Raw genomic sequence first — 19,171 nt, forward strand, 5'->3', positions numbered from 1 at the left:
ACGGACCTTGGCCGGGCCCGGGGCGGCCCGGCCTCCTCCGCGGCGTCGTTACGACTTGGCCCGGTTACTTGGCCGGAACCGGCATCCCGCCCGGCATGCCACCCTTCTGATCGCTCGCGGCGGCGAGCGTCAGCATGTTCAGGAGCCGCGTCACCACCGCCTGCGACAGCAGGTTGATCTCCGACTTCGGATCGGCGTTGACGGCCTGGAACTTCTGGTAGGTCGGATCCTCGTAGATGGCGCCGAGGCGCTTCAACTCGTCGAGGCTGAACTTCTCCGCATATTGCTTGGACAGGCCATCCAGCAGTTCGCCGCGCTGCTTGTCGAACTCGGCCCGGGCTTCCTTGCGCACGGTCTCGGCGCGCTCCTCGGGCATGGTCGAGACCGTCTTCTCCAGGGCACCGCCGAAGCCGGTATCGAGGTTCTTGAGCACCGTCTTCTCGGTCAGCGTCTTGGCGACGGCGAGCTTGTCGGCCGCGTCGTCGGCGCGGGCGCCGAGGGGCAGGGCCAGCGCGGTGGCGAGGCACAGGGCGGCGGTCAGGGTCTTCATCGTGGCGTCTCTCCCGTTCTTGGTTTCGGCCCGCGCCCGGCGCGAAAGGGCGCGGCGTGAGAGGCCCTTAACAGCGTTTGCCGTCGGAGGGCAGGGCGACGCGGCGCCGCCCGACCTCGCCTCACACGCGCTCGATGATCGTGGCGGTGCCCATGCCGGCGCCGATGCAGAGGGTCACCAGCGCGCGCTCCCGGCCGGTGCGCTCCAATTCGTCGAGCACGGTGCCGAGGATCATCGCGCCCGTCGCCCCGAGGGGATGGCCCATGGCAATGGCGCCGCCGTTGACGTTCACCCGGGCCGGGTCGAGGTCGAAGGCCTGGAGATAGCGCAGGACCACCGAGGCGAAGGCCTCGTTGATCTCGAACAGGTCGATGTCGGACAAGTCCATGCCGGCCCGCGCCAGCACCTTCTTCGTCACGTCGACGGGGCCGGTCAGCATCAGCGCCGGGTCCGAGCCGATATTGGCGAAGGCCCGGATGCGGGCGCGGGGGCGCAGCCCGGCGGCGTCGCCCGCCTCGCGCGAGCCGATCAGCACCGCCGCGGCGCCGTCGACGATGCCCGACGAATTGCCCGCATGGTGGACATGGTCGACCGCCTCGACATCCGGATGGGCATCGACCGCCACCGCGTCGAAGCCGCCCATCTGGCCCATCTGGACGAAGGAGGGCTTGAGCTGGCCGAGCGACTGCATGTCGGTCGAGGGCCGCATGTGCTCGTCGCGGTCGAGCAGGGTGATGCCGTTGATGTCGCGCACCGGCACGACCGAGTCCTTAAACAGCCCCTCGGCCCAGGATTTCGCCGAGCGCTTCTGCGACTCGACGGCGTAGGCATCGCAGGCGTCGCGGGAGAAGCCGTACTTGGTGGCGATGAGGTCGGCGGAGATGCCCTGCGGCATGAAGAACGACTTCACGGCGATCGCCGGATCGACCGGCCAGGCGCCGCCGGAGGCGCCGATCCCGATGCGGCTCATCGATTCGACGCCGCCGCCCACCGTCATGTCGTGCTGGCCGGCCATCACCTGGGCCGCGGCGAAGTTGATCGCGTCGAGGCCCGAGGCGCAGAAACGGTTGATCTGCACGCCCGGCACGTGGGTGCCGTAATCGGCGACCAGCGCGGCGGCGCGGGCGATGTCACCCCCGGCTTCGCCGACGGGATCGACGCAGCCGAGCACCACGTCGTCGACGCGCCGGGTGTCGAGGCCGTTGCGGTCCTTGAGGGCGCGGAGGGCCGTCTCGGCCAAGCGGAGCGCCGTGACCTCGTGCAACGACCCGTCCGGCTTGCCGCGTCCGCGGGGGGTGCGGACGTGATCGTAGATGTAGGCCTCGGGCATATGCGCTTCCTCGTGTCCGTCCCAATCCGCGCGGTCGTCCCCTCCCGGCGAGGGGAGGGGCGAACGCCACGCGTTTAAAACGCCTCCGCCGCCAGCGCCATGGTCGTCTCCGACCCGGCCTTGATCCGCGCGAGCCTCAGGGTCGTCTCCGGCAGCATCCGCTCCATGAAGAAGCGTCCGAGCACCAGCTTGGCGTCCATCCGCTCCGTGTCGCGCCCCTCGGCCTTGGCCGCCAGCGCCGCCTTGGCGATCTTGCCCCACATGTAGCCCAGCACGACAGTGCCGAGCAGGTGCATCAGGTCGGTCGCCCCGGCGCCCGCATTGTCGGGCTTGGTGAAGGCGTTCTGCATCAGCCATAGGACGGCGCCCTGGAGGTCGTTCAGCGCCGGCTGGAGCGGCACGACGTAGGGCTTCATGCCCTCGTCCTCGTCGTGGTCCTTGATGAAGGTCTGCACCTCGGTGAGGAAGGCCATCATCGCCCGGCCGCCGTCCTTGGGCAGCTTGCGGCCGATCAGGTCCATCGCCTGGATGCCGTTGGCCCCCTCGTAGATCATGGCGATGCGGGCATCGCGCACGAACTGCGACATGCCCCATTCCTCGACATAGCCGTGGCCGCCGAACATCTGCTGGGCCTCGACCGCGTTGGCGAAGCCCCGATCGGTCAGCACGCCCTTCACCACCGGGGTCATCAGCCCGAGCCGATCGTCGGCGGCCTGCCGCTCGGCGGCGTCCTGCGAGCGGTGGGCGATGTCGGATTGGAGAGCCGTCCACAGGACGAGCACGCGGGCCGCCTCGTTGAAGGCGCGGATCTGCATGAGGGTGCGGCGCACGTCCGGATGGACGATGATCGGGTCGGCAGCCTTGCCGGGCTCCTTGGCGCCGGTCAGAGCACGGCCCTGCAGGCGCTCGCGGGCATAGGCGACCGCGTTCTGGTAGGCGGCCTCGGACTGGCCGAGCCCCTGCACGCCGACGGCGAGGCGCGCCTCGTTCATCATCACGAACATGGCGTTGAGGCCGCGATTCGCCTCCCCGACCAGCCAGCCCTTGGCGCCGTCGTAGTTCATCACGCAGGTGGAATTGGCGTGGATGCCCATCTTGTGCTCGATCGAGCCGCAGGACACGCCGTTGCGCGCGCCCAGGCTGCCATCCGCGTTCACCAGGAACTTCGGCACGACGAAGAGCGAGATGCCCTTGGTGCCGGACGGCGCGCCCTCGATCCGGGCGATGACGAGGTGGACGATGTTCTCGGAGAGGTCGTGCTCGCCCGCCGAGATGAAGATCTTGGTGCCCGACAGGCTGTAGGAGCCGTCCTCGTTGGGCACCGCCTTGGTCTTGAGAAGCCCCAGATCCGTGCCGCAATGCGGCTCGGTGAGGTTCATGGTGCCGGTCCAGACGCCCTCGACCATCTTCGGGAGATAGGTGCGCTTCTGCTCCTCCGAGCCGTGGACGAGGAGGGCCGCGATCGCCCCCTGGGTCAGGCCGGGATACATGCTGAGCGCGAGATTGGCCCCGGAGACGAAATCCTGCATCACCGTGCTGAGCAGGTGAGGCAGGCCCTGGCCGCCGAATTCCTCCGGAACCGACAGGCCCATCCAGCCGCCCGAGGCGAAAGCCGTATAGGCTTCCTTGAAGCCCTTCGGCGTCGTGACGCGGCCATCCGCGTGCCGGGTACAGCCCTCGCGGTCGCCGGACAGGTTGAGGGGCGCGAACACGTCCGAGGCGAGCTTGCCGCCCTCGGACAGGATCGCCTGCAGGACGTCGGACGACGCGTCGGAGAAGCCCGGCAGATTGTCGTGGCGGTGGATGGCCAGAACGTCTTCCAGGAAGAACAGCGTGTCCTCGACCGGGGCCCGATAGCTCGGCATCGCGTCAGCCTCCCGCAGGAATTCGGGCGGACCACCCTCGCCGCCCGCAGATAGTTCATATCTAAACTATCACGGCGGATCACTGCAAGGCCCGCCCCGACGTTCAAGGTTTCAATCACGAATCGATGAATCGAAGAGGTGAAGCGCATTCCGACATCGTCCGGCACCGTTGTTCCGCGGCGGCGCGGCGAGATCTGAAACGATCTTATGATAGACAGATGAGCAAGGCTTAACGGCGAACCGTAGATCGCCCGAATTCTTCAATCGGGTCGCTTCCGGCGCGAACGATCAGGGAATGCAGTTTCCTCGTCCCGGCTCGGCTTCTTAACCAGCCATTTACCAAGATTGTTAAAGGTCGCATCAACCGTTCCGATCCTTGCCCCGTCCCTGACCGGACGGGTCAGCGTCCGGCCGGACCCCGGACGCTGCCGACACCGGATCTCCGTGCGATGAGCAAGACCGCCCCGATCAGCATCGACAGCTTCGACCCGGAGGTGCTCGCGGCCGCCCGCGAGGTCGCCAAGCGGGCGGGCGTGCCGCTGGAATCCTGGATCGAATCCGTGACCGCGCCCGGCTCCGCCCCGGAGGACACGAAGGCGGACAGTCGCTCCGGGGAATCGAGCCCGGCGCGGGAGGCCGCCGAGACGTCGCAGCCGGCCAAGGCGCAGCGCGGCGCCATGTCCGCCGCCGAGGCGGCGCCGCTCAATGCCTCCCTCGCCGCGATGATGCAGCGACTCGACGCCCTCGACCGCTCGCTCAACGAGGAGCGCGAGGCCTCCAAGACCGCCGCGTCGCGGATGATCGGCGAAATCGAAGCGCGGCTCGCCGCGAAGCTGTCCCCCGCTGCCACGGCGGAGGAGACGCCCGCCGCCGTGACCGGGCGCTTGGCCGAGATCGAGCGCCAGATGAGCGAGATCGCCGGTCAGCTCGCCGCCCCGCGTCCGCTGGGACGCCGCGGTCGGCCGCTCGCCAGCGAGATGCGCGACGCCGTGGCCGAAGTGCGCCGCCGTCAGCGGGAATTGGAGGAGGGTGCCGAGCGCCCGGCCGCCATCGCCGACGCCGCCGCGTCCGCGCGTCCCGTGGCAGGGGAGGCGGTCGGCCTGCCGTCCCCGGCCATCGTCGAGCTGCAACAGGAAACGACGCGCCTGCGCGACTCGCTCGGCGGCCTCGCCACCGGCCGCGATGTCGGCGCGCTGGAACAGACCATGCGCGCCCTGGTGACCGACATCCAGCGGGCGCGCGAACCCGGCGATTTCGCCGCCATCGCCGCCCCGATCGAGCTGATGCGGGTGCAGGTCGAGCGGCTGGCCGAGGACGTCGCCGAGAACGTCCATGCCCGGGTCGCGGGTGAGGTCGAGCGGCTGGCCAGCAAGGTCGACGGCGCCCTGACGGGCTCGGCGACGAGCTTCGCCGACCAGAGCGCGCTGGACACCGTGTTCCGCGAACTCGACGAGATTCGCCGTCTCGTCGCCGCCCTGGCGGGCCCGGAGCGGATCCAGAGCCTCGCGCAGAGCGTGCAATCGATCAGCGCTCAGATCGCGCAGCTCCAGCGCGGCAGCGACGCCGAGGTCGCCGCCCTCAAGCCGCTCCTCGAAGAGATCCGCAGCGAGCTCAAGGGCCCCGACGAGTCGCGGGCGCTGCTCGGCCGGTTCGAGGCCCTGGCCGACCGGATGGACCGTGCCGCCGAGACCCCGGGGGGCAACCCCGTCGGCGACCTGATCGGACGCCTGGAGACGCTCGGCGAGACCATGCGCCAGCAACCTGCTGCGCCGAAGGACCTCGCCTCGATCCAGGGCATGCTGGAGACGCTGGCCGAGAAGGTCGACCGCGTCGGCACCGACGACCGCGGTCTCGACGCGCTGGAGCAGCACGTCGTCGCCCTCGCCCAACGCCTCGACGCCAAGACCGCCGACCCCGCGCTCGGCCGGCTGGAACGGACCATGGGCGAGCTCGTCGCCCAAGTGTCGGCCCTCGGCAAAGCGTCGGCCCTCAGCCAAGTGTCGGCCCTCGGCCACGCCGCGGCGGGCAAGGGCGGGCCGGATCTGGAGGCCGTGCTCGACCGCGTCACCCGCGAAGCGGTGCAGGGAGCCCTGTCGGGCGTGACGGCGGCGACGGTCTCGGACGGGGCGCTCGGCCTGCTGCGCGCCGACCTCGCCGAGATGCGCGCGAGCCAGCGCGATGCCGATCAGCGTCTCCACGCCACGATGGAAGGCGTGCAGGCCTTGCTGTCGCGCCTGAGCGACCAGCTCGACCGCCCCGCCGCCGCGACCATGACATCGGCCGGGGCGCTCGCCGCGGCGGCGCCGGATCGCGCCGGCAGCACGTTCGAACTCGCGCTGCCCGAGTCGCTCGCAGAGGTCCCGTCGCGGGAGCGCGCGGCCCACGAACGGCCCGCCGCGCCGAAGGGCGCCCCGCACAAATCCGCCGCGCCGATGCCGGCTCGCCCCCGTCCCGCCGTCCGGCCGGAGGACGTGCTGAGCGAGGTGACGCGCAGCGACGACGAGCTGCTCGAGCCCGGCGCCGGCCGCCCGGCTCCCGGCCGCCCGGCCGCGGAGGCACCGCTTCCGGCAGGCTCGGACATCAAGACGAGCTTCATCGCCGCCGCCCGGCGCGCCGCTCAGGCCGCGCAGGCGGAAGCCGAAACCGAGCAGCCTCTCACGACCCGCCTGCGCGAGCGGATCAGCGGGGGCGCGAGCCACGGGGCGAAGTCCGGCGCAATCGCCTCCGAGGGCGCCCAGGAAGGCGCCGTGTCGCGGATGCGCGGCGGCTTCGAGAAGCGCCGCCGGACCCTGCTCCTCGGCCTCGCCGCGGTGGTGCTGGCCCTCGGCGCCTATCAGGCCTTCCAGCTCAACGGCGGCGCGCCGTCCGAAGAGGCCGCCGCGCCGAGCGAGCGCAACGCCGTCGCCGCGGCGCCGGATGCGACCAAGATCGCCGCAGGCAAGGGTGCCGAGGTGAAGGGTGCCGAGGTGAAGGGCGGCGAGGGCGCGACCGCCGACGCCAAGACGGCCGAGCAGAGCCCGGCGGACCGCGGCGCGGCGCCCCCGGCGGCGGCCCGGTTGCCGTCGCAGAATGCCGCGCCTCTCGCCGATCCGGCCACCACGCAATCCTTGGCCGAGACCGCGACCCGGCCCGACGAGACCGGCCGGAAAGCCGTGCCCCACGCGATGCCGCATGTCGCGTCCATGGCCGGGCTCGGCGCGGATCTGGCGGGACTTCCGACGGCCCTGGCCCCCCTCAAGCAATCGGCCCTCGACGGCGACGGCGCCGCGATCTGGGAACTCGCCGGCCGCGCCGTCGAGGGGCGCGGCCTGTCGCGCGATCTCGCGGTGGCCGCCAAGCTGTACGAGCGGCTCGCGAGCGCGGGCTACGCCCCGGCCCAGTTCAAGCTCGGCAACGCCTACGAGAAGGGCTCGGGGGTGGTGCGCGACATCGCCCAGGCCAAGTCCTGGTATGGCCGGGCCGCGGACATGGGCAACACCCGCGCGATGCACAACCTCGCGGTGCTGCACGCCGAGAACCCGGCGGCCAATGGCCGGCCCGACTTCGTCACCGCGGCGAGCGCCTTCCGCCGCGCGGCCGAATACGGCGTGCGCGACAGCCAGTACAACCTCGCGGTGCTCTACGCCCGTGGCCTCGGCGTGAGCCAGGATCTGGTCCAGTCCTACCTCTGGTTCTCCGCCGCCGCGGCGCAGGGCGACGAGGAGGCCGGCCGCAAGCGCGACGAGGTCGCCGGCAAGCTCAACCCGGCCGATCTCGCCCGCGGGCGGGAGCTGGTGGCCGGCTTCAAGCCCAAGGCCGCCGATCCCGCCGCCAACGAGGCGCCGACGCCCAAGCTTCAGGCCGCCGCGCCGCCGACCTCGCTCATCGGCGCGCCCTCGCCGAACCTGCCATCCGCCAACGCCCTTCCGAAGCGGGCGGGGGTGTAGGACGATCCCGGCGGTCGTCGACGGCCGGGAGAATCCATCCGAAAGGCGGGCGCATCGTCCCGGATCGAAGATCCAGGATCGTTGTCTAGGCCGCCGGTGCGGCCTCCGCCGGGCGCACCGGATCGTCCATCTCCGGCCGCGCGCAGGCCGTGACGTCGAAGCTGTCGTCCGGCAGGCGGGCGAGGAAGCGCTCGGCCATCTCGACCATCAGGATGTCGGGCCGCACCCGCTCGACATAGGCCCAGTCCAGGCTCGACGACCAGACGAAGTGCATCTCGCGGAACGATTCGGCGAGCAGGCTGGTGAGCAGGATCGGCGCGTAATGCGCGTAGGAATCGCCGAACAGCACCAGCGTGCGCGGGTCGGCATGGGGCGAGGGGTTCCGGTAGATCACGTGGGCGCCGACATGCAGGTCGCCGGCTCGCCCCGCCGCCTCGTAGGCCTCGACCAACGGGCTCGCGTAGCTCCGCGAGGCCTCGCGCAGCACCGCCCAGTTCACCACCGTCTCGCGGGGGCGGTCGGGCAGCTTGTCGCCGAGGTCCCACAGCCCTTCGGTCTCGAAGCGGCGGCGCTCGGCGATGTCGGGCGGGGGCACCGCGCCGCAGGCCCGCATCAGGGCGCGGTAGCCGATCAGGCAGCCGTCATAGGTCCAGTGGGAATCGGTGCGCCGGAACAGTGGCACCGGGCCGTCGCGGGCCGCCCGGAGCGGGGCGACGAGATCGACGAAGCCGCTCATCCGGTCGAGCCGACGCGCGAGGCGCCGGGCCGGAGACAGGCGCGGATCGTAGGCGAGATCGAGGGTCCGATCGTCGTAGATCGTGAGCTTCTCGGGAACGATGGTGTGGATGGCGCGGATGCCGAGCCGTTGCGCCCGGGCGGTGCGGGCCTCGATCAGCCGGGCCCAGCGCCGCAACTGCCACCAGCCGGACAGCGTGCGCCGGTATTGGTCGAGGACGCCGTTGGTGCCCCCGATCAGGAACAGCCATCCCTCGCGTCCCCGGTGGACGAGTTCTCGGTTCCTGCGGGTCATGGCGCTGTCTAATCGCAGCGCCGGCCCGTGAACAGCGCAGCCGCGTCACAGGCAACATGGCTGGAACCACGACGCGCCTGCGCCATCTCTTGCCTGATCCGCGCCTCAGCGCCGGAGGATTGCCCGCCCTATCGCTGCGAGTGCCCCCTTTCGTGCCACCTTCGCCCGAACCCGACCCGTTGATCCTGACGCTGCAGATGGATGCGGCGGCCTTCGCCGAATTCGACGGATTGCGGCGGCGCCACTTTCCGGAGGCGTTGAACCATATCCCGGCCCACGCGACCCTGTTCCACCACCTGCCGGGCGACGATCCGGCGGCGGTGATCGAGACGGTGACGGCGCTGGCCCGCACCGAGGGCCCGCCGGAGGTCGCGGTCACGGGCGTGCGCTTCACCGGGCGGGGCGTCGCCTACAGCCTCGATTCCGAGCCCCTGGCGGCCTTCCGCGGCCGGGTTGCGGGCGCGTTCCGCGAGGCCCTGACGGCGCAGGACCGGCAGGGCTGGCGCCCGCACGTGACGGTCCAGAACAAGGTCTCGCCCGACAAGGCGCGAGCGCTGCACGCCAGCCTGTCGCAGGATTTCGCACCCACGCGGTTCCGGGCGCCGGGGGTGATCCTGTGGCGCTATCTCGGCGGCCCCTGGGAGCGGCTCGCGGCGATCCCGTTCGGAGGTGCGGCATGAGGATCCCCGAACTCGCCCGCAACGGCGGCGGCGCCCTCTGGCGCGGCTCCTCCGCCTTCTGGCTGCGGCTCCACCTCAACGAGGTCGGCCCGCTGGTCTCCCTGCTCGCGGTGAGCACGCTCGGCTACGCCTTCTTCGCCCTGGCCTACGAGGTCGGCGAGGGCTCGACCGCCGCCCTCGACCGCAAGATCCTGCTCTCCCTGCGCAACCCGGCCGATCTCGCCGATCCCCTCGGCCCCGCATGGCTGGAGGAGGCGATGCGCGACATCACCGGCTGGGGCAGCGTGGTGACGATCGTGTTCCTCACGGCCGCCGCCGTGATCTACCTCGCCCTGTCGGGGCGGCGGCGGGTCGCGGTGTTCGTCCTCGCCGCGGTCGGGGGCGGGGAGGCGGTCTCGACCGTGCTCAAGCTGTTCTACCACCGCCCGCGGCCCGACCTCGTGCCGCACGGCATGGAGGTGTTCACCGCGAGCTTCCCCTCCGGCCACGCCATGATGTCGGCCATCGCCTACCTCACGCTGGCGACCCTGCTCGCCCGCGTCGAGCGGCGGGGCCACGTCAAGGCGCTGATGCTGGGGCTCGGCATCGTCATGACGATCTCGGTCGGGATCAGCCGGGTCTATCTCGGCGTGCACTGGCCAAGCGACGTGGTGGCCGGCTGGTGCGTCGGCGCCGCCTGGGCGGCCCTGTGCTGGTTCGTGGCGCTCCAGCTTCAGCGGCGCGGCGAGGTGGAGGATCCCGATCCCACCCCCGCGACGACGGGCCAGGGGGCGACCAAGGGAACCGTCCCGCCGACGTGAGACGTTCCGGCCTCGTATCGTCGGAAGCGAGGCCCACGAGCGAGGCCCATGAGCGAAGACCGGAGCGAAGACTTGCGCAAGACCCCGCACCTGTCGCGGCGCATCCTCCTAGCGGCGGGCAGCGCCGGCCTCACCGGCGCGGCTCTGGGCCTCGCCGGACGGGCGCAGGCGCAGGGCGCGCCGCCCGGTCCCTCGGTGCCGGCCGATACCGGCGCGGTGCAGGGCGAGCGCGTGGTCTTCCCGAACTGGCGCGATGCGGGCGATGCCCCGCCCCCGCCGCCGCCCGCGCCGATGCCCCCGGGGGAGCGGGTCGGCTTCGCGATCGTCGGCCTCGGCCGCCTGAGCCTGGAGGAGATCCTGCCGGCCTTCGGCGAGGCGAAGAAGGCCCGGCCCGTGGCGCTGATGTCGGGCTCGCCGGAGAAGGCAAGGCTCACCGCCCGCCAATACGGGATCCCCGACGACGCGGTCTACGGCTACGACCAGTGGGACCGGCTGAAGGCCAATCCGGCAGTCAAGGTGGTCTACATCGTGACCCCGAACGGCCTGCACCGGGACAACGTGCTGGCCGCGGCGGCCGCCGGCAAGCACGTGCTGTGCGAGAAGCCGATGGCCAATTCCTCCGCCGAGGCGCGGGCGATGATCGACGCCTGCCGTCAGGCCGGCGTCAAGCTGATGATCGCCTATCGCTGCCAGTACGAGCCGTTCAACCGCGCGGTGGTGCGGCTCGCCCGCTCGGGCGAGTTCGGCCGGGTGAAGATGATCGAGGCGTTCAACGGCCAGACTACGGCGCTCCCCGAGCAGTGGCGCCTGCGCCGGGCGCTGGCGGGCGGCGGGGCGCTGCCCGATATCGGCCTCTACTGCCTCAACGGCGTGCGCGCGCTGCTGGGCGAGGAGCCGGTCTCGGTGCAGGCGCAGATTGCGACGCCGGAGAACGATCCGCGCTTCAAGGAGGTCGAGGAGAGCGTCGCCTTCACGCTCCGCTTCCCCTCCGGCGTGATCGCGCAATGCGGCACCAGCTACGGCGTGCACGAGAGCCGCGAATTGCGGGTCCACACGACCAACGGCGCCATCGCCCTGCACAACGCCTTCGCCTATCGCGGCCAGCGCCTCAGCATCGCCCACCGCGAGGGCAGCCACGTGCAGCGCGACGAGCCGGTGCTGATCCCTAAGAACCAGTTCGCCCTCGAACTCGACCACATGGCCGAGTGCGTCCTCAAGGACCGCCAACCCCGCACGCCGGGCGAGGAAGGCCTGCAGGACATGATCCTGATGGAGGCGATTTACGAGGCGGCCCGCACCGGCGCCACGGTCAAGGTCGGGCCGCTGGCCGGGACGAAGGAGGGGCTGGACGCCACCCGCGGGCCGGCGCTGGAGGAAGGGAAGTAGGCGGCGTTCGGCCGACCCGGTCGGTCTCCGATCGGCTCCCCCGTCATCCCGCGGCGGAGCCGAAGCGAGAGGCCGAATGGCGCCCGGATCACTCTCCCCAGCGGATGAACAGGGCGATGGCGAAGATGGCGAGGATCGCGAGCAGCCACGCCTCACCGACCGTCAGCGCGTAGGCCACGAGCCCGAGGAAGACGAGGGTGATGCCGAGCATGGTCGCGACGGCGACGGGGTTCATGGAGCTCGCTCGATGGCCGCTCCCGGCGGCGCCTTCGTCGGCTGGCCGGGCTCCGAAAAATAACCCAGGGCGGGAACGTGCGTCACCGCCCATCTTCCCTCGATCCCTGCCGCGCGCGGGGCCCGGTGCGGGGCTTCCGGTCAGGCGCCGCGCAGCGCCCCGGCGATCTTGGCGAGCGGCGGCAGCCCCTTGAGCGGACCGATCGCGGCGAGCGTCGGCGCGCCGTCGAGCAGGGTCCGGGCGGCGGCGCGGGTGTCCTCGACGGTCACGGCATCGACCTTGGCGATGAGTTCCTGCGGCGGGATCACCCGGCCCCAGGCGAGCAGCTGGCGGGCATTGCGCTCGATGCGCCCGCCCGGCGTCTCCAGGGCCGAGAGCAGCGAGACCTTGAGCTGCGCCTTGGCGCGGGCCAGCTCCGCCTCGTCGAGCTGTTCGGCCGCCTCCCGCGTCGTGGCGATGGCGACCTCGACGAGTTCGGGCAGGTCCGCCCCCGAGGTGCCGGCGCCGATGCCGAACAGGCCGCAATCGGCGAACGGCCAGTGGAAGGCCTGGATCTCGTAGGCGAGGCCGCGGGTCTCGCGCACCTCGTGCCAGAGGCGTGAGGTCAGGCCGCCGCCGAGGATCTGCGAGAACAGGTGCAGCGCGTAGTAGCCCTCGTCGCGGAAGGACAGGCCCGGCAGGCCGAGCACGAGGTTGGCCTGTTCGAGGCGCTTGCTCATGCGCCGCTCGCCGCCGCCATAGACGCCCGTCACGACCGGGGGTGCCTCCACGGCCTTGAGCCCGCCGAAATGCCGCTCGGCGGCCGCGACGATCTCGGCATGCTCCACCGCCCCGGCGGCAGCCAGCACCATGCGCCCCGGCACGTATTCGCGGGCGATGTAGGCCTCGATCGCGGTTCGGTCGAACGATGTGATCGTCTCCGGCCGGCCCAGGATCGGGCGGCCGATCGGCTGGTCGGGAAAGGCGGTCTCGATGAAGGCGTCGTAGACCACGTCGTCGGGGGTGTCCTCGACCGCGGCGTATTCCTGCAGGATCACGCCCTTCTCGCGGGCGAGTTCGCCGGCATCGAACACCGAATGGGTCAGGATGTCGCCGAGCACGTCGAGGGCGACGCGGGCGTCCTCGCCGAGCACGCGGGCGGTGTAGCTCGTGCTTTCGGTGCTGGTGGCGGCGTTGATCTCGCCGCCGACATTCTCGATCTCCTCGGCGATGGCGCGGGCCGAGCGGGTCGCCGTCCCCTTGAAGGCCATGTGCTCGATCAGGTGGCTGAGCCCGTGCTCGTCCGCCCGCTCGTGGCGGGAGCCCGCCCCGACCCAGACGCCCAGGGTCGCCGTGGCCACCCCCGGGATCGTCTCGCTCGCAACGGTGAATCCGTTGTCGAGCCGCGTCACCGTGAGGCCGGGCGAGGCGCCGAACGTCGAGAAATGCTGGTTCATGGACCCTCGTTCTGTCTCGTCACACGTCCGCCGCGCCGGGAACGGGAACCCTCGCTGCCCGGGCGTTCCATGAGGCCTCTCAATCGCCCCGCGTGATCCGCGCGTGCTCGATGATGTAGCGCTCGACCGCGGCCTGATCGTTGGCGAGATTCGCCACCGTCTCGGGCCGGGTCATCAGATCGGCGAGGTGCGGCGGCAGCTCCGGGCGCCCGGCCCCGGTCGCCTGCGAGACCGCATCGGGGAACTTTGCCGGGTGGGCGGTGGCGAGCGCGACCACGGGCGTGGCCGCGTCCTTCTCCAAGAGGCGGCGGGCGGCGCGGACGCCGATGGCGCTGTGGGGATCGAGCACCATGCCGGTGCGGCGGAAGGTGCCGGCGATCTCATCGGCCACATCCGTCTCGTTCACGGCGGTGGCATCGAACTCGTTCCGGACGGTGGCGAGCACGTCGGGGCTCAGGGAGAAGCCGCCGGACTGCTTGAGCCCGTCCATGAGACGGCCGAGCGAGGAGGCGTCGCGCCCGAGCGCCTCGAACAGCAGCCGCTCGAAGTTCGAGGAGATCTGGATATCCATGGAGGGCGACGTGGTGGGCTGCACGCCGCGGGGCTCGTACGCGCCGTGCTCGAGCGTGCGGGCCAGGATGTCGTTGGCGTTGGTGCCGATCATCAGCCGCTCGATGGGAAGCCCCATGCGCTTGGCGACCCAGCCGGCGAGGATGTCGCCGAAATTGCCCGTGGGCACCGCGAAGGAGACCGGCCGGTGCGGCGCGCCGAGGGCCACCGCGCTCGTGAAGTAATAGACCGTCTGCGCGGCGACCCGCGCCCAGTTGATCGAGTTGACGCCGGAGAGCCTCACCCGGTCGGCGAAGTCGCCGTGCTGGAACATCGCCTTCACGAGGTTCTGGCAATCGTCGAAATTGCCCTCCACCGCGAGGGCGTGGACGTTGGGCGCGTTGACCGTGGTCATCTGCCGCCGTTGCACCTCCGAGACCCGCCCGTGCGGGAAGAGGATGAACACGTCGACCTGATCGAGGCCCTTGAACGCCTCGACCGCCGCCGATCCGGTGTCGCCCGAGGTCGCGCCGACGATGGTGGCCCGGGCGCCCTTCTTGCGCAGCACATGGTCCATCAGCCGCCCGAGGAGCTGCATCGCCACGTCCTTGAAGGCGAGCGTCGGCCCATGGAAGAGTTCGAGCAGGAACAGGTTGTCGTCGAGCTGCGCCAGCGGGCAGATCGCCGGATGGCGGAAGCCCGAATAGGCCAGCTCGATCATGGCATCGAGTTCGGCATCGGGAATTTCGCCGTCGATCAGCGGGCGCAGGACGCGCTTGGCGACCTCGGCGTAGCGCATCCCCGCGAACCCGGCGATCGTATCGCGGGAGATCTGCGGCCAGCTCTGCGGCACGTAGAGGCCGCCGTCGCGGGCGAGCCCGGCGAGCAGGGCATCGGAAAAGCTCAAGGGCGCGGCGGCACCGCGGGTCGAGACGTGCAGCAAGGGGGCCTCCGGGAAGGCGGCCCCTTTACACCCTTCGTGGCCGCCTGTCGAAGCGGAGGGAATGTGTCGGTGGGTGGCCTTGCCGCATACCGTCCCGCCGTCGTTCCCTGAGCCACGGAGCGGAACCCGGAATCCATGACGGGCGGCGCCGCTTCGCGAGGCCCTGCATCACGGGCGGATGCCGGGCTCCGCCGCACGCTCCGGAATGACGTCGAAGAGCGGGGCCGGCGGGCTCACCCCCGCCGCACGCCCTTCCGCTGCCTCGCCCGGCGCAGGATCCGGGAGAGATCCTCGACCGAGTAGGGCTTGTGCAGCAGCGGGAAGCCGTGATGCTGATCCTCGGCCAGGACATGGCTGTAGCCGGAGGAGAGCACCACCGGGATGTCCGGCCGCCGCTTCTGGATGACGCGGGCGAGATCCACGCCGTTCATGCCCGGCATGACCACGTCGGTGAAGACCACGTCGAAGCGCTCCGGCGTCCGCTCCAGCTCGGCGAGCGCCTGATCCGCATCCATCGCCCAGACCGTGCCGTAGCCGAGTTCGGCGAGCGCCTGGGTCGCGAAGGCGCCGACCTCGCGATTGTCCTCGACCACGAGCACGCAGGTGCCGTGGCCCGGCGCCAGCGGCTCGGGCTCCTCCACGGCCTCGGTCGGGGTGGGGGCGAGCCGGGCCCGCGGCAGGAACAGGGTGAAGGTGGTGCCCTCGCCCAGGACGCTCTCGACGGCGATGTCGCCGCCCGATTGCTTGGCGAAGCCGAACACCTGGGACAGGCCGAGGCCGGTGCCCTGGCCGACGCCCTTGGTGGTGAAGAACGGCTCGAAGATGCGGTTGAGGTCGCCGGGTGCGATGCCGGAGCCGGTATCGCCGATCGACACCGCCACGAAGTCGCCGACCACTTCCGGGTGAGTGCGCAGCGCCGGGATGCGGGTGGCATGGCCGACGCGGATGCTCAGCGTGCCCTCGCCGTCCATGGCGTCGCGGGCGTTGACGACCATGTTGACGAGGGCCGTGTCGAACTGGCTCGGATCGGCCTCGACGAGGCAGGCATAGGGCTCGCCCGCCGCGTCGAAACAGGGATCGATCCGGGTCTTCACCTGGATGCGCGCGCCCGTCAGCGTGCCGACCATGTCGGCCACCGCCGCGACGCCGCGCCCGGCATCGAACACCTCGGGCTTGAGCGCCTGGCGCCGGGCGAAGGCCAGCAGCTGGCCGGTGAGCTTGGCCGCGCGGGCGACCGTGTCGGAGATCGCCTCGACGTAGCGGCGCCGCCGCTCCTCGGGCAGGTCCGGGCGCTTCAGCAGGTCGGTCGAGGACTTGATGACGGTCAGCAGGTTGTTGAAGTCGTGGGCGACGCCGCCGGTGAGCTGGCCCACCGCCTCCATCTTCTGCGATTGGCGCAGGGCTTCCTCGATCCGCTCGCGCTCGGTCACCTCGGCGCGCAGGCGCGCATTGGCTTCGGCGAGTTCGCGCAGGCGCACCCGCTCGGCGGTGAGATCGGTGAGCACGCCGCAGAGCAGGGCGCTCCCGCCGCTTTCCAGGCGGCTCAGCGAGAGGTAGCCGGGGCGCTCGCCGCCGGCGCCGTCGCGCAGGCAGAGCTCGCCGCGGGCCGGCGCCTGGGCCGCATCCTGCTGGAGCCGGGCCAGCGTCTCCGCCTCGCCCTCGGCGACGAAGCGGGCGAGCGGTTGGCCGGTCAGCCGCTCCTGCGGGATATCCAGCATCTCGGCGAGCCGGCGGTTGCCGTAGAGCACCGTCCCGTCCGGCCCGAGGGTGAAGGCGCCCTCCTGGATCTGCTCGATCAGCACCCGGTAGGGCCGGTCGGCATTTTCCAGCGTGTAGACCAGCCGCTCGCCGGCGGCCCCCTCGACGACGACGGCGTCGAAATCACCCCGGCGGATCGCCGCGAGCGTGTCCTCGGCCTCTTCGAGGCGCGCCTCCAGTTCGCGGATGCGTGCCTGCGGGTCGGACGCGGCGGCGGTTCCGCTTTGCGGATCGGCCCCCGGAACCGGGTCAGGCGACATCGGGGCCTCCCAATCCGGGCGCCGGATCCTGCTGCTGCTGTTGCTGGGCCACCTGAAGCGACGCGGCGGCGACCGAGCCCGGGTCTGCCAGGCCGAGGGTGCCGAGGACGCGGTGCGCATCGGTCAGGTCGCCCGCGACGCGGCGGGCGGGCAGGGGGCTCAGGCGCAGCAGGGTCGGCGCCGCCACGACGCCATCGCGACCGGCCAGGCCGGGCTGCTGGTACAGGTCGACGATCTCCAGATCGCAGGCACCGGCGAGGGGCCCCTCGCACAGGCGGCGGACGCTCTCGATGGTGCGCGTCGAGCGCGGCGACGGACCGGCGACGTAGAGGCGCAGGCGGATGCGGTCGGGCGCGCTCAAGGCCGTCCGGCCTTCGCGGCGGCCGGCGACGGACCGAGATCGGACCGGATGTCGAGGCCGACGAGCACCTTCTCGGTGTTGGAGAGGTCGCCGATGATGCGCTTGAGCGGGGCGGGCAGGCGGCGCACCAGGGTCGGGATCGCCAGGATCTGGTCGCCCGCGGCGAGCTGCGGATTCTGCAACAGGTCGACCACCTCGATCTCGTAGCGGCCGGCGAGGTGTTCCTCGCAGAAGCGCTTGAGATTGCTCATGGCGGCGAGCGACTTGGCGGTCTGTCCGGCCACGTAGAGGCGCAGGCGGTAGCGGCCCTCCTCGGACTCGGCGGATTGGGTCACGCTCATCCTTCGCCTCCCCGGCGGGCGGCGCGGTCGCGCCGCTCACTCGCCAGCAACGCCTCGCGCCGCTCGTCCTCGTCGAGGAGGATCGCCTCCTCCTCGCGCACGGCCTCCAAGCCGGCACGCAACTCGTCGATCTGCCGCTCCAGAGAAAGGCGCCGCCGCTCGGCCTCGCGCTGGCGGCGGCGGTTCTCCTGCTGCCGACGCAGCGCTTGCGCCGCCTCTTCCGCCTCCCGCACCACCCGCGCCGTTCCGGTCAGCACGCCCGCCGGACCGATATAGGCGTCGACGAGGTGAAGTCCGTTTTCCGACATCACGAACTCGCGCACTTGGTTCGAGTGGCGCATCCCCCGCGCCTTGATGACGTAGAGCGTGCGCGAGCGCTCGCCGTTGGCCTCCACGTTGAGGAGCTTGATCCAAGCATCCATCAGCGAGGAGACGCCGATATCGCCGTCGCGGCCGAGTTCGCCATCCTCGCGCAGGCTGGTGAACACGGCGGTGATGCCCCGGCTCTTGAGCAGATCGGCCATGCGCAGAACCGTCGCCTGGAGTTCGGCATCCGGCCCGCGCAGCGACGAGAGCGGATCGACCACCACGAGGTTGGGGCGGAAGCGGTCGATGTCCCGCTGCATCCGGGCGAGATGCATCTCCAATCCGAAGAGGCTCGGCCGGGCCGCCTCGTACCGGAGCAGACCCGACTCGACGTGACGGGCGAGATCGAGGCCGATGGAGCGGGCGTTGCGGACGATCTGCTCGCCGCTTTCCTCGAACACGAAGGCCATGCAGCGCTCGCCGCGGGCGCAGGCGGCCTCGATCAGGCTGGCGCAGATCATGGTCTTGCCGGTGCCCGCCTCGCCCGAGACGAGAATCCCCGAGCCGCGATAGAAGCCGCCCGCGCCGAGCATGGCGTCGAGACCGGCAATCCCGGTGGCGACCACCCCCTCGGAGACGGGGTAATCGAGTTCGGCCGAGGTCACGGGGAGGACGCTGATGCCCTCGGCGTCGATCAGGAACGGGTACTCGTTGGTGCCGTGGGCCGAGCCGCGATACTTCACCACCCGCAGGCGCCGGGTGGTGATCTGGTCCTCGACCCGGTTGTCGAGCAGCACCACGCAGTCCGAGACGTATTCCTCCAACCCCTGGCGGGTGAGCTGGCCCGCGCCGCGCTCGCCGGTGATGATCGCGGTGAGGCCGCGTTCCTTGATCCAGCCGAACAGGCGCCGAAGTTCCGCCCGCAGCACGGCCTCGTCGGTGAAGCCGGAGAACAGGGTCTCGATCGTGTCGAGGACGATGCGCTTGGCACCGATCGAATCAACGGCGAAGCCGAGGCGGATGAACAATCCTTCGAGGTCGTACTCGCCGGTCTCCTCGATCTCGGAGCGCTCGACCCGCACGTGGTCGAGGGCGAGCTGCCCGCCCGCGATCAGGCCGTCGAGGTCGTAGCCGAGGGAGGCGACGTTGGCGACGAGGTCTTCGGCCCGCTCCTCGAAGCTCATGAACACGCCGGGCTCGCCGTAGCGCGTCGCGCCGTTGACCAGGAAGGTCGTGGCGAACAGCGTCTTGCCGCAGCCCGCCGCGCCGCAGACGAGGGAGGGCCGGCCGGCGGGAAGACCGCCGAAGGTGACCGCGTCGAAGCCCTCGATGCCGGTGGCGGCCTTCGGCAGGGCCGACCGGGAAGCGGGCGCAACGCCGAATGGGGCCGGAGGCTGGGTCATCGCGGGGCCTCG

At 71.3% G+C, this 19,171-nt stretch carries 15 protein-coding genes; 4 read left to right on the forward strand and 11 right to left on the reverse strand.

The genetic code is table 11. From position 1 onward, the window contains the following. Window positions 1-64: 64 nt before the first annotated feature. From OWC43_RS10170 to OWC43_RS10180, 3 genes are all read right to left on the reverse strand, one after another. Window positions 65-550 carry a hypothetical protein gene (locus OWC43_RS10170; protein ID WP_137829380.1) on the reverse strand — a complete coding sequence of 162 codons (486 nt, stop codon included), beginning with the start codon at window positions 548-550 and terminating at the stop codon, window positions 65-67. Window positions 551-671: 121 nt separating this feature from the next. After that, window positions 672-1,880, reverse strand: a complete 1,209-nt coding sequence (locus OWC43_RS10175; RefSeq protein ID WP_137829381.1) for an acetyl-CoA C-acetyltransferase — start codon at window positions 1,878-1,880, stop codon at window positions 672-674. A 74-nt stretch (window positions 1,881-1,954) separates the two neighbouring features. Next, on the reverse strand, window positions 1,955-3,745 hold the full coding sequence (locus OWC43_RS10180; protein ID WP_393956584.1) for an acyl-CoA dehydrogenase C-terminal domain-containing protein: 1,791 nt from the start codon (window positions 3,743-3,745) through the stop codon (window positions 1,955-1,957). Between the two features lie 449 nt (window positions 3,746-4,194). On the opposite strand from OWC43_RS10180, the gene OWC43_RS10185 reads away from it, so the two are divergent. Further along, window positions 4,195-7,671: a hypothetical protein gene (locus OWC43_RS10185; protein ID WP_393956586.1), complete on the forward strand. Its 3,477-nt coding sequence runs from the start codon at window positions 4,195-4,197 to the stop codon at window positions 7,669-7,671. Between the two features lie 85 nt (window positions 7,672-7,756). Here OWC43_RS10185 and OWC43_RS10190 read toward each other — a convergent pair whose 3' ends face one another. Then, window positions 7,757-8,701: a hypothetical protein gene (locus OWC43_RS10190; RefSeq protein WP_137829384.1), complete on the reverse strand. Its 945-nt coding sequence runs from the start codon at window positions 8,699-8,701 to the stop codon at window positions 7,757-7,759. Between the two features lie 197 nt (window positions 8,702-8,898). Here OWC43_RS10190 and OWC43_RS10195 point away from each other — a divergent pair, with 197 nt between their 5' ends. From OWC43_RS10195 to OWC43_RS10205, 3 genes are read left to right on the forward strand one after another with little or no spacing between them, the layout of a single operon-like run. Then, window positions 8,899-9,381 (forward strand): 2'-5' RNA ligase family protein, encoded by a 483-nt coding sequence (locus tag OWC43_RS10195; RefSeq protein ID WP_393958537.1) that lies wholly within the window; start codon window positions 8,899-8,901, stop codon window positions 9,379-9,381. Next, the gene (locus OWC43_RS10200) at window positions 9,378-10,181 is read left to right on the forward strand and encodes a phosphatase PAP2 family protein (RefSeq protein WP_137829385.1); all 804 of its coding nucleotides are present in this window, start codon (window positions 9,378-9,380) and stop codon (window positions 10,179-10,181) included. The genes OWC43_RS10195 and OWC43_RS10200 overlap by 4 nt, the downstream gene beginning before the upstream one ends. A gap of 48 nt (window positions 10,182-10,229) precedes the next feature. Then, entirely contained in the window at window positions 10,230-11,567 is a 1,338-nt protein-coding gene (locus tag OWC43_RS10205) for a Gfo/Idh/MocA family protein (RefSeq protein ID WP_393956589.1), read from the forward strand. Between the two features lie 88 nt (window positions 11,568-11,655). Here the strand turns inward: OWC43_RS10205 and OWC43_RS10210 are convergent, their stop codons facing one another. The 7 genes from OWC43_RS10210 to kaiC form a co-directional block, all read right to left on the reverse strand. Then, the gene (locus OWC43_RS10210) at window positions 11,656-11,802 is read right to left on the reverse strand and encodes a hypothetical protein (RefSeq protein ID WP_171015461.1); all 147 of its coding nucleotides are present in this window, start codon (window positions 11,800-11,802) and stop codon (window positions 11,656-11,658) included. 140 nt (window positions 11,803-11,942) lie between these two features. Further along, window positions 11,943-13,238 carry a M16 family metallopeptidase gene (locus OWC43_RS10215; protein WP_393956590.1) on the reverse strand — a complete coding sequence of 432 codons (1,296 nt, stop codon included), beginning with the start codon at window positions 13,236-13,238 and terminating at the stop codon, window positions 11,943-11,945. A gap of 79 nt (window positions 13,239-13,317) precedes the next feature. Beyond that, window positions 13,318-14,730: a threonine synthase gene (thrC, locus tag OWC43_RS10220; RefSeq protein ID WP_137829387.1), complete on the reverse strand. Its 1,413-nt coding sequence runs from the start codon at window positions 14,728-14,730 to the stop codon at window positions 13,318-13,320. Window positions 14,731-14,963: 233 nt separating this feature from the next. Then, window positions 14,964-16,748, reverse strand: coding sequence for an ATP-binding protein (locus OWC43_RS10225; RefSeq protein WP_238307790.1), 1,785 nt, complete (start codon window positions 16,746-16,748; stop codon window positions 14,964-14,966). Further along, window positions 16,738-17,109, reverse strand: coding sequence for a circadian clock KaiB family protein (locus tag OWC43_RS10230; protein WP_137829389.1), 372 nt, complete (start codon window positions 17,107-17,109; stop codon window positions 16,738-16,740). The genes OWC43_RS10225 and OWC43_RS10230 overlap by 11 nt, the downstream gene beginning before the upstream one ends. Next, window positions 17,106-17,450 carry a circadian clock KaiB family protein gene (locus OWC43_RS10235; RefSeq protein ID WP_393956593.1) on the reverse strand — a complete coding sequence of 115 codons (345 nt, stop codon included), beginning with the start codon at window positions 17,448-17,450 and terminating at the stop codon, window positions 17,106-17,108. Before OWC43_RS10235 ends, OWC43_RS10230 begins: the two co-directional genes overlap by 4 nt. Beyond that, window positions 17,447-19,159, reverse strand: a complete 1,713-nt coding sequence (kaiC, locus tag OWC43_RS10240; RefSeq protein WP_393956594.1) for a circadian clock protein KaiC — start codon at window positions 19,157-19,159, stop codon at window positions 17,447-17,449. The genes OWC43_RS10235 and kaiC overlap by 4 nt, the downstream gene beginning before the upstream one ends. Between the last annotated feature and the right edge of the window lie 12 nt (window positions 19,160-19,171).

It is taken from the genome of Methylorubrum sp. POS3, assembly GCF_043352485.1.
Taxonomy (GTDB): domain Bacteria; phylum Pseudomonadota; class Alphaproteobacteria; order Rhizobiales; family Beijerinckiaceae; genus Methylobacterium; species Methylobacterium suomiense.

Excerpts from the sequence above, each read along its gene's own strand:
- OWC43_RS10210 (WP_171015461.1), bottom strand. The coding sequence starts at position 11,802 with ATGAACCCCGTCGCCGTCGCGACCATGCTCGGCATCACCCTCGTCTTC.
- OWC43_RS10195 (WP_393958537.1), top strand. The coding sequence starts at position 8,899 with ATGGATGCGGCGGCCTTCGCCGAATTCGACGGATTGCGGCGGCGCCAC.
- OWC43_RS10185 (WP_393956586.1), top strand. The coding sequence starts at position 4,195 with ATGAGCAAGACCGCCCCGATCAGCATCGACAGCTTCGACCCGGAGGTG.
- OWC43_RS10190 (WP_137829384.1), bottom strand. The coding sequence starts at position 8,701 with ATGACCCGCAGGAACCGAGAACTCGTCCACCGGGGACGCGAGGGATGG.
- OWC43_RS10215 (WP_393956590.1), bottom strand. The coding sequence starts at position 13,238 with ATGAACCAGCATTTCTCGACGTTCGGCGCCTCGCCCGGCCTCACGGTG.
- OWC43_RS10170 (WP_137829380.1), bottom strand. The coding sequence starts at position 550 with ATGAAGACCCTGACCGCCGCCCTGTGCCTCGCCACCGCGCTGGCCCTG.
- OWC43_RS10175 (WP_137829381.1), bottom strand. The coding sequence starts at position 1,880 with ATGCCCGAGGCCTACATCTACGATCACGTCCGCACCCCCCGCGGACGC.
- OWC43_RS10225 (WP_238307790.1), bottom strand. The coding sequence starts at position 16,748 with ATGTCGCCTGACCCGGTTCCGGGGGCCGATCCGCAAAGCGGAACCGCC.
- OWC43_RS10205 (WP_393956589.1), top strand. The coding sequence starts at position 10,230 with ATGAGCGAAGACCGGAGCGAAGACTTGCGCAAGACCCCGCACCTGTCG.
- kaiC (WP_393956594.1), bottom strand. The coding sequence starts at position 19,159 with ATGACCCAGCCTCCGGCCCCATTCGGCGTTGCGCCCGCTTCCCGGTCG.
- OWC43_RS10180 (WP_393956584.1), bottom strand. The coding sequence starts at position 3,745 with ATGCCGAGCTATCGGGCCCCGGTCGAGGACACGCTGTTCTTCCTGGAA.
- OWC43_RS10235 (WP_393956593.1), bottom strand. The coding sequence starts at position 17,450 with ATGAGCGTGACCCAATCCGCCGAGTCCGAGGAGGGCCGCTACCGCCTG.
- OWC43_RS10200 (WP_137829385.1), top strand. The coding sequence starts at position 9,378 with ATGAGGATCCCCGAACTCGCCCGCAACGGCGGCGGCGCCCTCTGGCGC.